At 54.4% G+C, this 20642-nt stretch carries 19 protein-coding genes; 5 read left to right on the top strand and 14 right to left on the bottom strand.

Translation table 11 applies throughout. The annotated features are described in order from the left end of the window. The 6 genes from ispU to rpsB form a co-directional block, all read right to left on the bottom strand. A complete protein-coding gene (ispU, locus tag ACL2XM_RS27125) occupies positions 1 to 762 on the bottom strand; it encodes a (2E,6E)-farnesyl-diphosphate-specific ditrans,polycis-undecaprenyl-diphosphate synthase (protein ID WP_410013719.1) in 762 nt (253 codons plus the stop codon). A 209-nt stretch (positions 763 to 971) separates the two neighbouring features. Next, complete coding sequence (gene ispC, locus ACL2XM_RS27120; RefSeq protein WP_410013718.1) at positions 972 to 2168, bottom strand: 1-deoxy-D-xylulose-5-phosphate reductoisomerase; 1197 nt, start codon at positions 2166 to 2168, stop codon at positions 972 to 974. A 202-nt stretch (positions 2169 to 2370) separates the two neighbouring features. Continuing rightward, positions 2371 to 2928: a ribosome recycling factor gene (frr, locus tag ACL2XM_RS27115; protein WP_410013717.1), complete on the bottom strand. Its 558-nt coding sequence runs from the start codon at positions 2926 to 2928 to the stop codon at positions 2371 to 2373. A 136-nt stretch (positions 2929 to 3064) separates the two neighbouring features. Continuing rightward, positions 3065 to 3790, bottom strand: coding sequence for a UMP kinase (gene pyrH / locus ACL2XM_RS27110; RefSeq protein ID WP_410013716.1), 726 nt, complete (start codon positions 3788 to 3790; stop codon positions 3065 to 3067). Positions 3791 to 3933: 143 nt separating this feature from the next. Further along, the gene (tsf, locus tag ACL2XM_RS27105; RefSeq protein WP_410013715.1) at positions 3934 to 4791 is read right to left on the bottom strand and encodes a translation elongation factor Ts; all 858 of its coding nucleotides are present in this window, start codon (positions 4789 to 4791) and stop codon (positions 3934 to 3936) included. 117 nt (positions 4792 to 4908) lie between these two features. Then, a complete protein-coding gene (gene rpsB / locus ACL2XM_RS27100; protein WP_410013714.1) occupies positions 4909 to 5634 on the bottom strand; it encodes a 30S ribosomal protein S2 in 726 nt (241 codons plus the stop codon). A gap of 337 nt (positions 5635 to 5971) precedes the next feature. Here rpsB and map point away from each other — a divergent pair, with 337 nt between their 5' ends. The 4 genes from map (at position 5972) to ACL2XM_RS27080 (ending at position 10990) form a co-directional block, all read left to right on the top strand. Beyond that, positions 5972 to 6766, top strand: coding sequence for a type I methionyl aminopeptidase (gene map, locus ACL2XM_RS27095; protein WP_410013713.1), 795 nt, complete (start codon positions 5972 to 5974; stop codon positions 6764 to 6766). A 121-nt stretch (positions 6767 to 6887) separates the two neighbouring features. Beyond that, positions 6888 to 9566 (top strand): bifunctional uridylyltransferase/uridylyl-removing protein GlnD, encoded by a 2679-nt coding sequence (gene glnD, locus ACL2XM_RS27090; RefSeq protein WP_410013712.1) that lies wholly within the window; start codon positions 6888 to 6890, stop codon positions 9564 to 9566. A gap of 76 nt (positions 9567 to 9642) precedes the next feature. After that, positions 9643 to 10467, top strand: coding sequence for a 2,3,4,5-tetrahydropyridine-2,6-dicarboxylate N-succinyltransferase (dapD, locus tag ACL2XM_RS27085; protein WP_410013711.1), 825 nt, complete (start codon positions 9643 to 9645; stop codon positions 10465 to 10467). Between the two features lie 130 nt (positions 10468 to 10597). Further along, a complete protein-coding gene (locus ACL2XM_RS27080) occupies positions 10598 to 10990 on the top strand; it encodes a DUF3461 family protein (RefSeq protein ID WP_410013710.1) in 393 nt (130 codons plus the stop codon). Between the two features lie 716 nt (positions 10991 to 11706). On the opposite strand, the gene ACL2XM_RS27075 is transcribed toward ACL2XM_RS27080, so the two are convergent. The 8 genes from ACL2XM_RS27075 to syd all read right to left on the bottom strand — a co-directional run bounded on the left by ACL2XM_RS27075 (position 11707) and on the right by syd (position 19614). Further along, on the bottom strand, positions 11707 to 12159 hold the full coding sequence (locus tag ACL2XM_RS27075) for a flavodoxin (protein WP_410013709.1): 453 nt from the start codon (positions 12157 to 12159) through the stop codon (positions 11707 to 11709). Positions 12160 to 12173: 14 nt separating this feature from the next. Further along, positions 12174 to 12965: a tRNA pseudouridine(65) synthase TruC gene (gene truC, locus ACL2XM_RS27070; protein ID WP_413729533.1), complete on the bottom strand. Its 792-nt coding sequence runs from the start codon at positions 12963 to 12965 to the stop codon at positions 12174 to 12176. Then, positions 12958 to 13314: a YqcC family protein gene (locus ACL2XM_RS27065; RefSeq protein ID WP_410013707.1), complete on the bottom strand. Its 357-nt coding sequence runs from the start codon at positions 13312 to 13314 to the stop codon at positions 12958 to 12960. Before ACL2XM_RS27065 ends, truC begins: the two co-directional genes overlap by 8 nt. 358 nt (positions 13315 to 13672) lie before the next feature. Continuing rightward, positions 13673 to 16333, bottom strand: a complete 2661-nt coding sequence (locus tag ACL2XM_RS27060) for an ankyrin repeat domain-containing protein (protein ID WP_413732036.1) — start codon at positions 16331 to 16333, stop codon at positions 13673 to 13675. Between the two features lie 509 nt (positions 16334 to 16842). Beyond that, complete coding sequence (locus ACL2XM_RS27055) at positions 16843 to 17040, bottom strand: group II intron maturase-specific domain-containing protein (RefSeq protein WP_410013705.1); 198 nt, start codon at positions 17038 to 17040, stop codon at positions 16843 to 16845. Positions 17041 to 17215: 175 nt separating this feature from the next. Next, positions 17216 to 17500, bottom strand: a complete 285-nt coding sequence (locus ACL2XM_RS27050) for a reverse transcriptase domain-containing protein (protein ID WP_410016737.1) — start codon at positions 17498 to 17500, stop codon at positions 17216 to 17218. A gap of 123 nt (positions 17501 to 17623) precedes the next feature. After that, positions 17624 to 17968, bottom strand: coding sequence for a hypothetical protein (locus tag ACL2XM_RS27045; protein ID WP_410013704.1), 345 nt, complete (start codon positions 17966 to 17968; stop codon positions 17624 to 17626). A 1097-nt stretch (positions 17969 to 19065) separates the two neighbouring features. Next, positions 19066 to 19614 (bottom strand): SecY-interacting protein, encoded by a 549-nt coding sequence (gene syd, locus ACL2XM_RS27040; protein ID WP_410013703.1) that lies wholly within the window; start codon positions 19612 to 19614, stop codon positions 19066 to 19068. 73 nt (positions 19615 to 19687) lie between these two features. Here syd and queF point away from each other — a divergent pair, with 73 nt between their 5' ends. Then, positions 19688 to 20536, top strand: coding sequence for an NADPH-dependent 7-cyano-7-deazaguanine reductase QueF (queF, locus tag ACL2XM_RS27035; protein ID WP_410013702.1), 849 nt, complete (start codon positions 19688 to 19690; stop codon positions 20534 to 20536). Positions 20537 to 20642 lie beyond the last annotated feature (106 nt).

Below are 20642 nucleotides of genomic sequence, written 5' to 3'. Positions count from 1 at the left end.
CTAGGACGCGTTGGCATCATTAGGCGTAGTTCCTCCGAAGCGCCGCTCACGTTGAGCAAAAGCATTCAGCGCACCTTCAAAAACGTCTTCGTCAAAATCCGGCCACAGCACATCGGTAAAATAGAGTTCGGCATAGGCTATCTGCCATAATAAAAAATTACTGATGCGATGTTCTCCGCCGGTGCGAATTACCAAATCCACCGGCGCGAGTTCATTGAGGCAGACATGCCGGCACAGGGCGTCCTCATCTATCTGGTCGGGACGCAATATCCCTTCCTGCACTTCTTCGGCCAGTCGCTTCACGCCCTGAATAATATCCCAACGGCCGCCATAATTCGCGGCAATATTGAGGGTTAAGCCAGTGTTATTTTGCGTCAGGGCCTCTGAGCGGCGGATTCGCTCCTGCAAACGCAGGCCGAAACGGCTAGTATCGCCGATAATACGTAAACGAACGTTATGTTTATGCAGGCTTTTTACTTCGCTGTCCAATGCCCTGACGAATAATTCCATCAATGCGGACACCTCCTGCGTCGGCCGGTTCCAATTTTCGCTGCTGAAGGCATAGAGCGTCAGAGCATCAAAATGATGGCTGACGGCAAAACTGACCGCGCGACGGACTGACTTCACCCCCGCTTTATGCCCGAAGATGCGTAATCTTCCCCGGCTTTTCGCCCAACGTCCGTTGCCATCCATGATGATGGCCACGTGACGGGGAGTGGATGATGACAGAATAGTAGCCTCGTGCTGATTTTCGGACGACATAACGCTTACGTATTTCCTCAATAAGAATACAACCGTCTTTCCGGAACAGTAGGCCCCGAATGCGCAAAAAAGCCGTGTACTCACACGGCTCACTCCGGATTTCTTATGGCCAGCCATCATCCTGGAGACAATTGGCGCTGACTATATCATTTCAGCAGCGGCGGAACAAATCAGGCCGCGACCGACGCAACGACCCGCGCCGGCTGATTTTACTGCATAAAAGCGGCCATTTCGCGCTCCGCCACGCTTCTGGCCTCGGCGTCAATCGCCACGACGTCGTCCACGCTCTCCGGTTCCGGCAATACCATCCGTTCAAGCGTAGCGCGCACCAGGGGGGCGATGGCGGTAAAGCGCACCCGCCCCTGCAAAAACGCCGCCACGGCTATTTCGTTGGCGGCATTCAGCGTCGTGGTGGCCGCCTGGCCGCGTTCGCAGGCGTCTATCGCCAATTGCAGGCACGGGTAGCGCGCTTCATCGGCCCGCTCGAAGGTCAGCCCGCCGATGCGGTAGAAATCGAGCGCCTCGACCCCGGCCGCCACCCGCTCGGGATAGGCCATCGCGTGGGCGATGGGGGTGCGCATATCCGGCGAACCCAACTGCGCCAGCACGCTGCCGTCGCGATAACGCACCATGGAATGAATCACCGACTGCGGATGCACAATCACTTCCATTTGCGCCGCCGAGGCGTTGAATAACCACCGCGCCTCGATATACTCCAGTCCTTTGTTCATCATCGTCGCCGAATCAACGGAGATTTTGCGCCCCATCGACCAATTGGGGTGGGCGCAGGCCTGATCCGGCGTCATGGCGTCCAGTTCAGACAGGGCCGTGGTGCGAAACGGGCCGCCGGAACCGGTGAGGATGATGCTCGACACGCCATGCGCCTCCAGGGAAGCGTACCCTAACTGACGCTGAAATGGTTCGGGTAAACTCTGAAAAATCGCATTATGTTCGCTGTCCACCGGTAATAGTTGCGCTTTGCTCTGGCGAACCTCGTTTATAAACAGCCTGCCGCAGGTCACCAGCGCCTCTTTATTGGCCAGCAGCACGGATTTACCGGCGCGGATTGCCGCCAGGGTCGACGGCAGCCCCGCGGCGCCCACGATGGCGGCCATCACCAGATCGACCCCGTCGAGAGCCGCCAGTTCGCAGGCGGCCCGCGGCCCCGCCATGACCTCGGTGGCGCTCCCCGCCTCATGCAGGAGGCGTTTGAGCTCACGCGCCGACGCCTCGTCGGCCATACAGGCATACGCGGGACGAAAAGCCAGGCATTGTCGGGCCATGACGGCGCTGTTTCGTCCGGCCACCAGGGCGCGCACGGCGAACTTTTCCGGATTTTGCTGAACAACGGCCAGTGTGCTGGTTCCAACCGAACCAGTGGAGCCGAGAATCGTCAAATTTCTCATGAGGTACTCTGGACAACCGCGTGTTAAAAATAAAGAAGGCACAGTAGTCTGGAACGTTGCGCAACATTTGTCTATGACGTTGCCGACAAAAAAAACCGCGGCGGACAAACAATATAATTGATTGGCCGCCGCGGCGTGTTTGACGGGCCGGCGCGCTGCCGGCCCCTGCAGGCCGGCATGACGTCAGCGTAGCGCCGTTAGCTTAGATTTCCATTAACTCGGCTTCTTTGTCGGCCAGGGCGCTGTCGACCTTCTTGATAAAGGCATCGGTCAGCTTCTGGATATCATCCTGCGAACGGCGATCCTCGTCTTCGCTGATTTCTTTATCCTTGAGCATGGCTTTGACTTTATCGTTGGCGTCGCGGCGCACGTTGCGCACCGATACCCTGCCCTGCTCGGCCTCGGCGCGCACGATCTTGATCAGATCACGGCGGCGTTCCTCGGTCAGCGGCGGCAGCGGAACGCGGATCACGGTGCCGGCGGACGAGGGATTCAGGCCCAGGTCGGAGGCCATGATGGCTTTTTCCACCGCGGCGCTCAGGGAGCGATCGAATACGGTAATGGCCAAAGTGCGTGAATCTTCGGCCACCACGTTCGCCAGCTGGCGCAGCGGCGTGGACGTACCGTAATATTCGATCTGAATACCATCAAGCAGGCTCGGAGACGCTCGGCCGGTACGGATTTTGCCGATGTGGTTTTTGAATGCTTCTACGCATTTTTCCATGCGTTGCTCTGCATCTTTGCGGATTTCATTAATCACGTTGCGAACCCTTGGAAACTGGTTATCCGGGCGGGCTTAAGCTTACGTCAAGCCCGTGATAGTCTGACCAGCCGCAGCCAGTCGTGTCTATTATTGCCGTAAAATCGGCATGATACTGTAACCTGGCGAACAAATGCTACTTGGTAATGAGCGTGCCTTCCTTCTCGCCCATCACCACCCGCCGCAGCGCGCCGGGTTTGTTCATATTGAATACCCTGATGGGAATATTATGATCCCGCGCCAGGGTAAACGCCGCCAAATCCATCACTTTCAGCTCCTGCTCCAGGACGTCCTGGTAGCTGAGCTGTTCATACAGTGTAGCATCAGGGTTTTTCACCGGATCGGCGGAAAATACGCCGTCCACCTTGGTGGCTTTCAGCACCACGTCGGCTTCGATCTCAATGCCGCGCAGGCAGGCGGCGGAGTCGGTGGTGAAGAAAGGATTGCCGGTACCGGCGGAGAAGATGACCACGCGGTTGTTGCGCAGCAGGCTGATGGCCTCGGCCCAGCTGTAGTTATCGCACACGCCGTTAAGCGGAATGGCCGACATCAGCCTGGCGTTGACATAGGCGCGATGCAGCGCGTCGCGCATCGCCAGCCCGTTCATTACCGTCGCCAGCATGCCCATATGATCGCCGACCACGCGATTCATCCCCGCCTGGGCCAGTCCCGCGCCGCGAAACAGATTGCCGCCGCCTATCACCACGCCGACCTGGATGCCCAGCTCGACCAGCTCCTTCACTTCCTGGGCCATGCGATCCAGGACGCTAGCGTCGATACCAAAACCTTCTGCGCCTTGCAGGGCTTCACCGCTCAATTTAAGCAGGATACGCTGGTATACGGGTTTTGCATTGGTTGCCATTTGTTCTGTTCCTAAGCAGCGATAACGAGATGGGCGGATCCGACTGCTGGACCGCGCGTTGCAGTTTTTATGCGGCAAAAGTCCCCTGACTTTATTTCAGCTCATAAAAAGGAACCGCCTGATGGCGGTTCCGGAGTTCTAATTTAAGACTGTTTGCTCATGGCGGCAACTTCGGCGGCGAAGTCGACTTCCGCTTTTTCGATGCCTTCACCCACTTCAAAACGGATGAAGTCGGCAACAGTGGCTTTATGCTCTTCGAGCAACTGGCCCACGGTCTTGCTCGGATCCATCACGAAATGCTGGCCGGTCAGGGAGATTTCGCCGGTAAACTTACGCATGCGGCCTTCAACCATTTTCTCGGCGATTTCACGCGGCTTGCCGGACTGCATGGCGATATCCAGCTGGATCTGGTGCTCACGGGCCACCACGTCCGCCGGTACGTCTTCGGCATGGACATATTCAGGCTTGCTGGCGGCGATATGCATGGCAATATGCTTGACCAGTTCTTCGTCGGCGCCGGTAGCGGCCACCATAACGCCGATACGCGCGCCGTGCAGGTAAGAACCCAGCACGTCGCCCGCCAATGCGGCTACGCGGCGGATATTGATGTTTTCGCCGATCTTGGCAACCATCGCGGCGCGCTGATCTTCAAATTTGGCTTTCAGCGTCTCGATATCCGTGATGCGTTCGGCCAGGGCCGCGCTGATCACTTCGTCGCCGAAGGCTTTGAATCCGCCGTCTTTGGCCACGAAATCGGTTTCACAGTTCAGCTCGACGATAACGCCGTATTTGCCGTCGGCGGCGATTTTAGTCAGGATGATGCCTTCGGCGGCAACGCGGCCCGCTTTCTTGGCGGCCTTGGCCTGACCGGATTTACGCATATTGTCGATAGCCAGCTCGATATCGCCTTGAGCTTCAACCAGCGCTTTTTTACATTCCATCATGCCTGCGCCAGTGCGTTCACGCAGTTCTTTCACCAGGGCGGCGGTAATATCAGCCATTATTTTTTCCTCGTTATCCCATGAGGGGGATAGGTAAAAAAGAGGGCCTGAAGCCAGGCCCTCTAACCAACATAGTTAAAACTTGGTTAATAAGGGCTCAATGAAGAGCATGCCTTATTACTCAGTTTCTACAAAGCTTTCTTCGGCCTGTTCAACCAGGTCCTGAGAGCGGCCTTCGCGAACGGCGGTGGCAACGGCGGTCAGGTACAGGTTGATGGCGCGGATGGCGTCATCGTTACCCGGAATGATGAAGTCCACGCCGTCCGGATCGGAGTTGGTATCAACGATAGAGAACACCGGGATGCCCAGGTTGTTCGCTTCTTTGATAGCGATGTGCTCGTGCTCGGCATCGATAACAAACAGCGCGTCAGGCAGGCCGCCCATATCCTTGATCCCGCCCAGGCTGTTTTCCAGCTTGGCCAGTTCGCGAGTGCGCATCAGCGCCTCTTTTTTGGTCAGCTTTTCGAACGTGCCGTCCTGGGACTGGGTTTCCAGATCCTTCAAACGCTTGATGGACTGACGAACCGTTTTCCAGTTGGTCAACATCCCGCCTAACCAGCGATGATTCACGAAGAACTGATCGCAGCTGTTGGCAGCTTCTTTTACCGCTTCACTTGCCGCGCGCTTGGTGCCGACAAACAGAATTTTACCCTTGCGGGAGGCAATTTTGTTCAATTCGGCCAGGGCGTCGTTGAACATCGGTACCGTCTGCTCAAGGTTGATGATGTGTACTTTATTACGCGCACCGAAGATGAAAGGCTTCATTTTCGGATTCCAGTAACGGGTCTGGTGACCGAAATGTACACCCGCTTTGAGCATGTCACGCATGGAAACAGTAGCCATGATTAAACCTCTTGTTAAAGTTTGGGGTTATGCCTCCACGTGTCCCATACGACCGACCCCGCCTTACTGGCCAAGGCACCCCGGCGCATGTGCCGACACGTGTGTGTAATTACACAATTGAGTTTAGTTGATCTGAACGGCGCATAGGACCAAAATACTCTACGCCGATCGTCGGCGCGCTTTATACCATAATCCGCGCCCGGACTCCACTCTTTGTTCAGTCACGGCACCGGCACCAAATGATAATTTGGCAGTCTTATGGCTGGACTGGTAACATTATCCTCTACTTAAGCTTAATCATAATTTGTCGACTTTCACGCCGACTGTGGATCTATTCATGGCCATTCCAATTAAAAATTCCGATGATATCGCCAAAATGCGCGTTGCCGGCCGGCTTGCCGCTGAAGTGCTGGAAATCATCGAGCCCTATGTTGTCCCGGGCGTCAGCACCGGCGAGCTCGATCGCCTGTGCCATGAGCATATCACCGTTCATCAGCACGCCATTTCCGCCAGCCTCGGCTATCACGGTTACCCGAAGTCGGTCTGCATTTCGGTTAACGAAGTCGTGTGCCACGGCATTCCCTCGGATGAAAAAATACTTAAGGACGGCGATATCATCAATATCGACGTGACGGTCATTAAGGATGGCTTCCACGGCGACACGTCGAAAATGTTTATCGTCGGCAAGCCGACCATCCTCGGCGAGCGCCTGTGCCGCATCACCAAGGAGAGCCTGTACCTGGCCATCAATATGGTGAAGCCCGGCATTCGCCTGCGCACGCTGGGCAAGGCCATCCAGCAGTTTGTCGAGGCGGAAAATTTTTCCGTGGTGCGCGAATATTGCGGGCACGGCATCGGCGAGGGTTTTCACGAAGAGCCGCAGGTCCTGCACTACGATGCCGATGACGGCGGCGTGATACTGCAGCCGGGCATGGCGTTTACCATCGAACCCATGGTCAACGCCGGCGACTACCGCATCCGCACCATGAAGGACGGCTGGACGGTAAAGACCAAGGATCGCAGCTTGTCGGCGCAATACGAACATACTATTGTGGTCACCGACAGCGGTTGTGAAATCATGACCCTGCGCAGCGACGATACGCTGCCGACGGTCATTACGCACGCGGCCTGATTGTTAACCGCGCGGCGCCCGCCCGCCGGCGGCGTCCCGCGCGCCATGTCTTCTCCTCCCGCGGGTAGTCCGGGGCCGATGTGCCCCGCCCCGGACCTACCGGCTTTACCATGGGTCTCCTATGCCGGATAAAATCCTGCTGTACGCCGACAAGCCCGCCGCCACCGCCGTCCTGCCGGCCAAGCCCGCCTCGCCGCTGACCTGGCCGGACGACGCCTTGAACCGCACTTTTCTCAAAAGCCGGCTGGATGATTTCCAGACCTGGCTGGCCGAGGCGTTTAACGCCGGGGTGTCGGCGGAGACGCTGATCGACGCGCGGGCGCTGTATATCGATCAGCTGCTGCGCCAGCTGTGGCGGTTGTACGGCTTCGGCGCGGCGCCGGAAACGGCGCTGGTGGCGGTAGGCGGCTATGGCCGCGCGGAGCTGCATCCCTTATCGGATATCGACGTGCTGGTGCTGAGCCAGGATCCGCTTTCGGCCACGCAGGCCCATGCCGTCAGCGAGCTGCTGACGCTGCTGTGGGATTTAAAACTGGAAGTCGGCCATAGCGTGCGCACCCTGGAGCAATGCCTGCAGGAAGGGCTGGCGGACCTGACCGTCGCCACCAATTTGATCGAGTCGCGGCTGATCTGCGGCGATGTGGCGTTATTCCTGAAATTGCAAAAGAGCATCTTCAGCGAGGAATTCTGGCCTTCCCGTGAATTTTTCCCGGCCAAGCTGGCGGAGCAGGAAGAGCGGCACCAGCGCTACCACGGCACCAGCTATAACCTGGAGCCGGATATCAAAAGCAGCCCGGGCGGCCTGCGGGATATCCATACCCTGCTTTGGGTGGCCCATCGTCATTTCGGCGCCACGTCGCTGGATGAAATGGTCGGCTTCGGTTTTCTTACCCAGGCCGAGCGCGATGAACTTATCGAATGCCAGAGTTTTCTCTGGCGCATCCGTTTCGCGCTGCACCTGGTGCTGAACCGGTACGATAACCGGCTGCTGTTCGACCGCCAGCAAAGCGTGGCGCAAATCCTGCACTACGGCGGCGAGGGCAATCTGCCGGTCGAACGGATGATGAAGGATTTTTTCCGCGTCACCCGCCGCATCGGCGAGCTGAACCAGATGCTGCTGCAGCTGTTCGACGAGGCCATCCTGGCCCTGGGGCCGGACGATAAACCCCAGCCGCTGGACGCCGACTTCCAGCTGCGCGGCAGCCTTATCGACCTGCGCGACGAAACGCTGTTCGCGCGCGAGCCGGAAGCCATACTGCGCATGTTCTACCAGATGGTGGTGCACCAGAAGATCACCGGCATCTATTCCGCCACGCTGCGCCAGCTGCGCTACGCCCGCCGTCATCTGGCCGAACCCTTGTGCAACAACCCCAAGGCGCGGCAGTTGTTCCTGGCCATCCTGCGCCATCCCGGCGCGGTGCGGCACGCCTTGCTGCCCATGCACCGTCATAGCGTGCTTTGGGCTTATATGCCGCAGTGGAGCAATATCGTCGGGCAGATGCAGTTCGACCTGTTCCATGCCTATACGGTGGATGAGCACACCATCCGCGTCTTGATGAAGCTTGAAAGTTTCGCCGACGAAAAAGTGCGTCCGCAGCATCCGTTATGCGTCGAGCTGTTCCCGCGCCTGGCGCACCAGCATCTGCTGCTGCTGGCGGCGCTGTTCCATGATATCGCCAAGGGGCGCGGCGGCGATCATTCCCAGTTGGGGGCGAAAGACGCGCTGGAATTTGCCGAGCTGCACGGCCTGCACGCCCGCGAAGCCCAACTGGTCTCCTGGCTGGTGCGTTATCATCTGGTCATGTCGGTCACGGCGCAACGGCGGGATATCCAGGATCCGGACGTACTGCGGGAATTCGCCGCCGAGGTGCAAACCGAAAACCGGCTGCATTACCTGCTGTGCCTGACGGTGGCGGATATCTGCGCCACCAATGAAACCCTCTGGAACAGCTGGAAGCAGAGCCTGCTGCGCGAGCTGTTTTTCGCCACCGAAAAACTCCTGCGCCGCGGTATGCAAAGCGCGCCGGATATGCGCGCCCGGATCCGCCACCACCGGATGCAGGCGCTGTCGCTGCTGCGGATGGAGAACATCGACGAAGAAGCGCTGCACGCCATTTGGAGCCGTTGCCGCGCGGATTATTTTCTGCGCCACTCGCCGAATCAGCTGGCGTGGCACGCCCGCCATCTGCTGCGCCACCGGTCCAATGAGCCGCTGGTACTGATAAGCCCGCAGGCCACCCGCGGCGGCACCGAAATTTTCATCTGGAACCAGGACCGTCCCTATTTGTTCGCCGCCGTGACCGGCGAGCTGGACCGGCGCAACCTGAGCGTGCATGACGCGCAGATCTTTACCAACCGCGACGGCATGGCCATGGATACCTTTGTGGTATTGGAGCCGGACGGCAGCCCCCTGGCGCCGGATCGCCATCAGGTTATCGGCCAGGCGCTGCTGCAAACGCTGCAGCCGGGCAAGTATCAGCATCCGCGCGTGCGCCGTCCTTCGCCGAAGCTGCGGCATTTTAATGTCGCCACCTCGGTGGTGTTCCTGCCGACCCATTCCGACAGGCGCAGCTATCTGGAACTGACGGCATTGGATCAGCCGGGCCTGCTGGCCCGCGTCAGCGAGGTGTTCGTCGATATGGGCGTGTCGCTGCACGGCGCCAGGATTTCCACCATCGGCGAACGGGTTGAGGACTTATTTATCCTGGCGGGCAGCGATCGGCGCGCATTAAGTCCGGAAATACAGCAGGAACTGGAACGGCGCTTGACAGAGGCGCTCAATCCAAACGATAAAATATGATACAACGGGTGCGTGCGCGGACGGCAGGTCCGCTGCGCCCATTTATCCATTTGACAAGAGACGGGACTGAGACAGGATGCAGCAATTACAACAGATCATTGAAAACGCCTTCGAGCGCCGCGCGGACATTACGCCGGCCACGGCCGACAGCGTCACCATCGACGCCGTCCAGCGCGTTATCAGCCAATTGGACAGCGGCGCACTGCGCGTGGCGGAAAAAATCAACGGCGAATGGATCACTCATCAATGGCTGAAAAAAGCGGTATTGCTGTCTTTTCGCATCAGCGATAACCAGGTTATGGAAGGGGCGGAAACGCGCTACTTCGATAAAGTGCCGATGAAATTCGCCCAATACGACGCCGCCCGTTTCCAGCGCGAAGGTTTTCGCGTCGTGCCCCCCGCCAGCGTGCGCCAGGGCGCGTTTATCGCCCGCAATACCGTGCTGATGCCTTCGTATGTGAATATCGGTGCCTACGTGGATGAAGGCACCATGGTGGATACCTGGGCGACGGTGGGGTCGTGCGCGCAGATTGGCAAGAACGTTCATCTCTCGGGTGGCGTCGGTATCGGCGGCGTGCTGGAGCCGCTACAGGCCAATCCCACTATTATCGAGGATAACTGTTTTATCGGCGCCCGTTCGGAAGTGGTGGAAGGCGTGATAGTCGAGGAGGGTTCGGTGATCTCCATGGGCGTGTTTATCGGCCAGAGCACCAAGATTTATGACCGTGAGACCGGCGAGGTGCACTATGGTCGCGTGCCGGCCGGTTCGGTGGTGGTTTCCGGCAATTTGCCCTCAAAGGACGGGAGTTATAGTTTGTATTGCGCGGTTATCGTCAAGAAAGTCGACGCCAAGACCCGCGGCAAGGTCGGTATCAATGAGCTGTTGCGTACGATAGACTAATATCTTTAGTGGCGAAAGCGTTAACCGCCCGGATATCTGGCTGCAATCTTAGCCGTTAATCACATTTTATGGCGCCCGCGGGCGTCATAATCATCCCGGAACCCCGGCATTACATACCAGAGGTAGCGCTATGTACGATAATCTTAAAAGCCTTGGCGTTAATCATCCGGACGATATCGACAGATACAGCCTGCGTCAGGAAGCCAATAACGATATTTTGAAAATTTATTTTCGGCGGGATAAAGGCGAATTTTTTGCCAAGAGCGTTAAATTTAAATATCCGCGCCAGCGTAAAACCGTGGTTTCCGATAACGTCGCCGAGGGCTATCGCGAAATTAACGAAATCAGCCCTAATCTGCGTTATGTGATTGACGAGCTGGATCAGCTTTGTCTGCGCGATCAGACCGAGGTGGATTTGAAACATAAGATTTTGGAAGATCTGCGCCATCTGGACAGCGTGGTGTCCAATAAGATCGCCGAGATCGAGGCCGATCTGGAAAAGCTGACCCGCAATAAGCCATAATCCCGCCGGCACGTCCGCCCTTCAACACGTTTGTGTTGAGTTCGGCGTTGGCGGGCCTAGCATGCCATGGGGCCTCGGTCGGGCGGGAAAAGCACGCCCGATTCGACCCCATTGGCACGCTCTCCCTTGAACACGTCTGCGTTAAGTTCGGCGTTGGCGGGCATACCGCGCCATGGGGCCTCGGTCGGGCGGGAACACCACGCCCGATTCGACCCCATCGGCACGCTCTCCCTTGAACACGTTTGCGTTGAGTTCGGCGTTGGCGGGCCTAGCGCACCATGGGGCGCTCGGTCGGGCGGGAAAAGCACGCCCGATTCGACCCCATCGGCACGCTCTCCCTTGAACACGTCTGCGTTGAGTTCGGCGTTGGCGGGCATACCGTGCCATGGGGCGCTCGGTCGGGCGGGAAAAGCACGCCCGATTCGACCCCATTGGCACGCTCTCCCTTGAACATGTCTGCTTTGAGATGGGCGTTGGCGGGCATACCGTGCCATGGGGCGCTCGGTCGGGCGGGAAAACCACGCCCGATTCGACCCCATTGGCACGCTCTCCCTTGAACACGACTGCGTTGAGATCGGCGTTGGCGGACATACCGCGCCATGGGGCCTCGGTCGGGCGGGAACACCACGCCCGATTCGACCCCATTGGCACGCTCTCCCTTGAACACGACTGCGTTGAGTTCGGCGTTGGCGGGCATAGCGCGCCGGGGCTCGACGTTAACTTTTGATCAGTTCGGCCCATTTTTTGACCCAGGGGCCGGAGATCACCTCCGGTTCAGGGTGCGCCAGCGCATCGATTTCCAGCAGCTCCCCCACCCTGACCGCGCCCTGCTCCTGCAACAGCGCGTCAAAGGTATGCCCGGCGCCGCAGAAATTGTCATAGCTGCTGTCGCCCAGGGCAATCAGGCCATACCGCAGTTCCGGCTGGTAGCCGACATGATCCTTTACCGCCTGGAACAGCGGCGCGATGGAGTCCGGGAAATTGCCCTGCCCGGTGGTGGAGGTCACGATCAGCACATGATGTTGCCGATAATATTGCCAGGACTCCAGCGTGCCCTCGTCAAATAATTTTACCTCGTGGCCCGCCTCGGCCAGGAGGGTTTCCGCTTCTTCGGCGACCAATAAGGCATTACCGTAGACTGTCCCGACAAAAATACCCACTTGGGCCATGCTTTGACTCCCTTTCATTCCGTCAGCGTAGAAGATGCCATATCCTGACCCGATGCCCCGGGAAACTCAACCCTTTCATAGTCAGGGATAATACCGGTCCAGCCGAACCGTACCATCAGATCCTGCCAGGTCTGGTCCCAGCCGGCGTTGATTTTTAACGGTTTCCCGGTGACAGGATGGGTTAACTCCAGGCAGCTGGCGTGCAGCATTAACCGCGCGCAGTCAAAGGTGCGGGCAAATCCGCGATTCTGGCGTAAATCACCGTGGGTGGAATCGCCGATCAAGGGATGGTGCAAATGGGACATATGGCGGCGCAGCTGATGTTTGCGCCCGGTTTGCGGCAGCAGTTCCATCAGGCTGTAGCGGGACGTGGGATAGCGGCCGATAGCCACCGGCATTTCTACCTGCGCCAGCGTCCGGTAATGGCTTATCGCCTGCTGCGGCGCCTTGTCCGGCTGGGCGAATTTGTCGGCTATCTTGTCCAGTTCCTGGGTCAGGGCATAATCGATCACGCCGTCGCCTTCCATATAACCGCGCGCCACCGCATGGTAGGTTTTCCTGATCCCGTGCTGTTCGAACTGTTCGGATAAGCTGCGCGCCACGTCACTGGACAGCGCCAGCAACAGCACGCCGGACGTGGGGCGGTCCAGGCGATGGACGGTAAAGACATGCTGTCCCAGCATGTCGCGCACCGTTTGCATCACCACTATTTTTTCCTTGCGGTCCAGCCAGCTGCGGTGTACCAACCACCCTGCCGGCTTATTGACCGCCACGATATATTCGTCCTGGTAACAGATCTCAATCATGCTGAATTTTCGGCGCCTGCGTAGGGGGATCCTGGGGGGAATCGATATTAAGTAAGTCGTCCAGCCGCTGTAACTGGGTAAGCAATCCGGCAGCGTGCGCAAACGCTTCCTCAAAATAGGGCGTGATGGCGAAGCGCCGCGGTAGTGCCGCCTGCTGATCGAGCAAGGCGTGCATACGCGGCAGCAGGATCCACTGCAGCCACTCTTCGGGGCGCATGGTATCGATACAAAACGGCTCCCGGCTTTCAAACGCCTCGCGCGCCGGCGGCTGCGGCTGCCATATTGACAATGAACGCATCGCCTGCTCAACGGCAAACAGCCGCTGGCGAACCTGTTGGTGGAAATCCATCGTATGCTCCCCGTAAAGGACTGCTGCGCCTGATCTGACAAAGCGGCAAAGCATAGCACTTAACTTTGTCCGGTACTAATTATGACATATAAAGTTAGCCTGATAATTACAGCTGCTGGCACCGGCGACCGCGACCGTCTGTAACAATGCGTGGAATAGCCCGAACGCTAAGCGAGGAGATAATCCTGAAAGGCGATACCAGGCGCCATTCAGGATTTTTAAGCATCTTACCCTTCTTAACTTGCGCCCAGCGGGCACGGTTTGATTACCTGCATCCGCTTTTAACCGTCTCGGCTTTGCCCGTATCGCAACCCTATCCTTCTCTATCGGGCTACATATTCATTTGGCAATATTATTGTCAAAATCCAGCTTCATTACATTTTTTGTGCAAAAAATCAATCATTTGCGTATCACCCGTCAGACTGGCGATATACAGAGCCGTTTTCCCGGTTAATTGTGTCGAATCAATTAAAGAGTGATCTTGTTTAACGTAGTTTTCAACCTGATCGAACCGTCCACTTTCCACTGCCAGGAAAAAAGCCGTTTTCAAAGGTAAAGCAGTTTCATCGGTATTGGACTTAATCTTCTCGAACAATTTAACAACGATACTACCCAAATCATTACTAGCAGCCATCATTAACGCATTTACGCCTGATGCATCTTCTAAATTGAAATTGATTTTTTTCTCATTTAACAAAAGTTCTATTATCTCGGTTGCTCCCACTTCAATTGCATATAATAACGATGTTTTGCCGGTATCTGTTTGCATATTCAAATTTAGCTTACCGCTATCAATAAACATCTTGAAAATTTTAATGTCATTCGCTTCGATCGCTATGAATTGAGCTGGAAATGAAGGTCTTTCGGCGCCCAAACTTATCATTTCATTCACATCAAAATTGTTTTTTAAAAGAAATTCAATTATATCGTAACGTTTTTGGGTTAGAGCCATCAAAATACCCATTGGAACTCCATCTTGATCTTTTGAATAAAAATCTGGTTTGTAATCAACAATCAACTTCACTAAATCTAAATCGTCCATATAAATTGAATTTACCAAAGCATCCCACCCATCTCTATCCTTAAAATGAACAGAGGCGTTATTCTCAAGTAAAATTTTAGCCATGTCATAATATTTAGCTGCAATGGCAATTAATAAAGCGGTTTTTCCATTTAGATCGGCATGATTGATATTAGCGCCATGGCTGAGTAATAATTTAACCATTTCTAAATTATTGCTGGCGACCGCGAAGGTCAACGGAGCATTTCCCTTCATGTTGACATGCTCGACGTCCGCGCTCGCGCTATGTTCCAGTAAAAGTTTAGCCATGTTTATATCTTCGTTCTTTATAGCTATAAACAGCGCAGTTTCCCCATTATGCTTCTGAGGCATGAGTTTGGCGCCATATTTCAGTAAAACCTGCGCCACTTCGAGGCGCTTCTTATTAACGGACGCAATTAAGGCTTGATCGAGGGCAAGAACTTCATTACCTTGATCGAGATTATTTGCCAATAAAAATTCAATTATCTCAACAGAGATATTATTTTCCAGAGCGTAAAACAAGGTTGTCTTACCATGAAGATCTTTGTAATTTATGTTATAAGTTTTCTTATTATTAGTTATTAATTTCTTAACCATCTCGGTATCATTATATGTCAAGGCATACATCACGAATTTGTTCATCGACTCGGCATAATCTTTTTCATTAAAAATATTATTATTTATACAAAACAATAAAGCCTTGTAACGTTTTTCGTTATCAATATTATTGGAAAAATCCTTAATATCTATTAACCATTCGGTGTCAAAAAAATAAGAAACTTTTTCCGTTAATGTATTATCAATAGCGAAATACAAAAGTTCAGAACTTTGCTTGCCACTTATTTTATTTTGTTGTAATAATTCAAGAGTAACAAGGCTACGAATATCTGAATTTTTATCTAAAAACCAAAATATATTGGCCGCTGACATTAAACTGAAGTCGGGAGTGCTAATTTCATTTTTTAATGTAGCTTGTCCAGAATCCACAAGCGCCGTGGCCAAGGCAATATAAATACCTTCAGCATTCGGCAACAAGTGATATTGGCCGGCTATATCACCTTCCTCTACAATCGCCCAATCATTTATTTTAAGGGAAATAACCTCTGGGCTGCCAAAGATGGCGCGATATCCTTCTACAGTCAAATAACATTGAGTACCGTCGATAACATGGTTAGCTTTTTTATTACTAATATTTACAAGCTGCTCATAAATACAATCACCATATTTTTTTATTAGCGCGGGCACCTGACAGTTATTATTAATCTCTATCAATAAACGTGGAAATAGTTCACTGATTTCTTCTTTCATATGCACGCCATGGAAAGGATCGCTGTCAGAGCTTGCCAGATTCCAGTTATGTTCTTTGTTTAGCATCAATTTATAAGCATTGACATAATGTATTTCCATAGCTACGGATATAGATTGGTGATTATTACTCACAAACCAGGAAATCACATCATTCGCTATCGTGTTTTTTTCATTTTCAAGTTTTTCAACCAACCCTGCACTTTTGATTAGATTAATTTTATGGCACGTCTGTTGGATTCTAATCAGTGAACCGGAAACACAATATTCAAGATCGCTGAGCGTATTTCTAACTTCATCTACTATCGTCTCGCATATTGGTTTCTTAAGGGATTTTAATTGCAGAAGCCAATTACTAAGCTCATGATATATATTATATTTAATCGAGGGATGTATCTCACTTGGGTCTGCCAATTTTTGAATGAATATATTTATAGACTTGCTTAAATGCTTATCAAATCCCATTATATCAATTATATCATCGAAATCATTCTTCACTTGAAGAATATATTTTGTTAAAAACATTTTTTCAAAAGACTCAATTTCCCCATGGACCTCTTTTGTATAAATAATTCTTATTTCTTTCTTGAGCAAATGATTGTTATTTTTACCTTCTTCCATCAGTGAAGAAAGGGTATGATTTAAATTTTGTTGTACATTATTTATGGGCATAATCAGTTCTCATTATTATAAGATGAGCGAATCAGGTTGCCAGCGTACTGTTTTTTCTAGAAAAAACACAATTATAATAGCGGGCTTTATAAACAAAACATTCACTTGTTGATGTTTGGTTGATGCCGGCGGGTAAATTCAAATAAATAGATATCTAATAGATTTAATTATATTTAATTTCTTTTAACCGGCAGGAAAATCCAGGGGGGCAACGCACGGCAAAATACTTTGCGTAATAGGCGGCGCGCCATCGAGTAGGCGGCGGGATTGCTCCTACCGTCCTCTCACGGTTCCGTATACGGCGCTTCATTTACAGCGCTGGAACTCACTATACAACTCCAGCAGTGTTCACAGTCCTAAGCGCTCGAACACTTTCTTCGCTAACGCGTGGTTCATATGACTGGCCCCCGCGTTCTACCAGAGACCCCGTCGGATCGTCGCCGATATTCACGCCCTTTCTTCATCTAGGCCTATTTTCATCAGCATCCTTGCCCGCTTGCTCGTCCTTTTCAAGTGCCGCCACAGCAGTAACGCAGTTTACGGCGAACCCAGCCATCCATTTCGTCCAGTATCCCTTTGACTTTGGTCAGCCGGCAGTAACTTATCCACCTTCGTAGCACCGGCGCAAGCCCGCCGATCACCGTTTTCAGCGCTTTTGAACAGTCGCCTGTCGTCAGGCTGCGGATTTTATCCTTCAGCCTTGCCACGCTGCTCGCGGCTATCTTCAGTTTTACCCGTTTGTGCCACGTCAGGCTATATCCCTGGAACTTGCGCTCTCAGGGCCCGGCCATCGCGCTTTTGTTTGGAATTACCGACAGATGGAGATGCTTTTACAGGTACCGGCTTATCGAGTTCATCGCCTTTTCCCCGCTTTGCGACTGCTCACGTATTATTACAGTCATCTGCGTAACGGCGGAACCGGCGCCCCCTGCGCTCCAGCTCAAGGTCAAGGTCGGTCAATCGCAGGTTGCAGAGTAACGGCGATAACGGACTGCGCTGCGACATTCCCTCCCGTCGCTTTGTCGCCACCTTACCATTGACCAGGTCCGCTTCCAGGTACCGCCTGATGGGCTTGAGCAATCTGGCATCTTTGATTTTGCGGCTTCGTCTCGACATCATGATATTGTGGTTAACCCGGTCAAAGAATTTTTCCAGATCCCTATCCACCACGCAGCGCCGACCACTTCGCACTTAGGCCTGTGCTTGACGCACTGCCTGCCATGCGTTGAGTCCCGGCCTAAAGCCGTAGCTAAACTCGGAAAACGTAGGCTCATATTAAGGGGTGAGGTGCTATTGGATGGCCTGCTGGATCAATCGGTCCACGGCCGTGGGGATACCCAGGACTCTGACTACGCCATTAGGTTTGGGGAGCTCGACCCGACGTATCGCCCGCGGTATAAAGCTACCGTCCAGCGGGGCCGCTTTGACCGTCGGCCAAAGCCGTTTCAGCCAGTCTTTGAGTTCCCCGAGGCCCAGGGTATTTACACCCGGCGCGCATTTGTTCTCAATCACCCGCTGACGGGCCAGCACCCGGTTGCTGCGGGTTATCACCGCTTCGATTGACAACGGTTGTTCCGCTTTCGTTTGCTCAGGTTGCGCCGTGCGCATTTCAGCATCCGCGTCAGGCTCTTGCAAATACTATGCGCTTCCTCCTGTCCGGGCCGCGGCATTCTGCGCTTGTGCCTCATCAATACGCATCGAAATAACCTGTCCTGATCACGGTTGTAAATGTTCAGCCCTTCACCATGCCGGTTTTGCACCGCTACTACGGGCCTCGGCTGACTTCTGTACGTTCATTCCGTCGCCTCTCAGCGCTCGGTAGTACCATGGCAAACGTATAGCTCTCCCCGGATGATGCGCGTGACCGCCCTGCTTATACCTCTCCACTGTATGTCACAGCGTTCTGTGCAAGTATTGGGGCTTTGATGATATTTGCCTCCTTATCCCGCTGTCTCGCCTAAACCGATCCCTGTTCGTTAGGCCAGCATGTTGCCTTCAGCTGCCTTCAGATCCCACCTCGCGGTGGGCACCCTTGCCGTTCAGCTAGCACGTCCCCCTCGCCGGGTGTGCAGAGGGCTTTCACCGCCAAGTCGCCCCTTAACCACCACGGTCAAGGGACAGCGCCTGTCAAGACGCTACGCGCCATGCCCGGCGCGCCAAAGAAAAGGGGGTACTGTATCGCTACAGTACCCCCGGTTCGTTTATAGCAATCCCGCTATTGTTGTGCTCCCTGCCTTCATCCATGATAAGCGTTATATTCACGATAACTTGGCAACACTCCTTGTCGGCAATCTCCATCCGTGAAAGCCGCCTACGTTCTCCAACGTATTTCCTGCAGGCATTCCCGCCCCGCCGGTACTCCCTGACCCGCGCACATTCTCCATCCTGGAGGTGTCCCGCTCATCATCCTGAATCGTCCGGGCCTCTTCATGAAGCCATCCCTGTTGCAGCCCGTCCTGGGCCCTTCCCTAATAGGCTGGCCCAATACCAACGGCGTTTGCCGCGTCCTGAACCGAATGGTAAGATCGCTTAATCGAACCGCTTATACAAGACGATCACTGTTAATAGCGAACATTGTTTACCACCGCACTGTTAATTCTGCTAATTAATTTATTGATTAATAGCGTTTAATTCCGCTTTCCAGTGATTAAAAAAACCTGAATTAATAGCTTTGTCTTACATGAAATGTAAGAGATCTCTCACATGCATTGTTGCAAAACCCGCTCGGTTTTTCATGTAACACAGGGATCGAGGCGGGATAAAAAGTCCTGCAGCGTCGGCGCCAGCACCGTATTTTTTTTCCGGCCGACTTCTTCGAGCAGGACTTCGCCGGTCAGGTTGGATAAAGACACCAGGCTGAGCTCGGAGTCGGTGGTGGCGATAAATACGCTGGGAGGGAGCTTAAGCCGCTTTTGCATCAGCAGGTGGCCGATGAGGTTTTCCTGGATGCGCACCCCGTCCGCCGCGCTCCAGACTTGCAGCAGCTCCAGGGGTTGGCCCTGGAAAGAGGCGGCCATATCGCCGGCAAGCTGGGTGCAATAAAAATCCCAGGCCGCCGGACGCAGCTGCATGTCCATCGCCCGCTCGACGCCGGCGAGGGTCAGCGCCTCTTCCGGCTGGCGCGGTTGCCAGACTACCCGGCCGTCGTCCTCGCTTACCACGCAGGGAGAAGGAACGCCATACAGCGCCTGGCTGGCGGGCCCATGGCCGGTGAGAGACTGCCAGTGGCGCAGATAACGGCGGGTGAAATCCTGTAATGACTGTGACACTTGGTAATCCATATTCTCTCTCATCTTACGACTCTCTACGTTACACTAAGCGCATTGCACTACGGAACATGCCGGATACTCTATTATGTCCTTGAATGAAGAACGCCACACCCTGGATCATTTGACGCTGGGTAAACCCACCGCCTATCGCGACCGGTACGACGCCACGCTGCTGCAGGCGGTGCCGCGCGCGCTCAATCGCGAGCCGCTGGGCATCGACGCGCGGGCGCTGCCGTTTCACGGCGCCGATATCTGGACGCTTTATGAACTGTCATGGCTCAACGATAAGGGCCTGCCCCAGGTCGCAATGGGTGAAGTCATCCTGAACGCGCAAAGCCTTAACCTGATTGAATCCAAAAGCTTTAAGCTCTATCTTAACAGTTTCAATCAAACCCGGTTTGCCGACTGGGCCACGGTGCGGGAAATATTAACCCGCGATCTCGCCCGGTGCGCCGTGGGCGAAGTGGGCGTTACGCTGTTCAGGCTCGGCGAGCTGACAAATCAGCCGGTTGCCGATTTTACCGGCGAGTGCATCGACGAGCAGGACATCGCCATCGATGACTACGCCTTCAACGCCGATTGGCTGAAGAATGCCGCCGCGGGCGCCCAGCCGGTCAGCGAAACCCTGGTCAGCCACGTGCTGAAATCCAACTGCCTGATTACCCACCAGCCCGACTGGGGGTCCGTCCAAATCAGCTACCGGGGCCCGCGTATCGATCGCGAAGCCCTGCTGCGTTATCTGGTATCGTTTCGCCAGCATAATGAATTTCACGAGCAATGCGTGGAGCGGATTTATACCGATCTGATGCGTTTTTGCCGGCCGGAGCGCTTAGCGGTGTACGCGCGCTATACCCGGCGCGGCGGCCTGGACATCAATCCCTGGCGGAGCAATACGGATTTTGTCCCGTCAAAAAGCCGCCTGGCGCGGCAATAATGCGCGCAGGCGCGCAACTCAGAGGCATTTTGGCGCGGACCGTTGGTAAAACCGCGCCGATATTATTATGGTTAACCTGACTAGAAAACAGCGAACGCGCCGCCAT

It is taken from the genome of Sodalis sp. RH20 (assembly GCF_047324205.1).
Lineage (GTDB): Bacteria > Pseudomonadota > Gammaproteobacteria > Enterobacterales > Enterobacteriaceae > Acerihabitans.
This window is presented reverse-complemented; position numbering and strand designations above follow the sequence as displayed.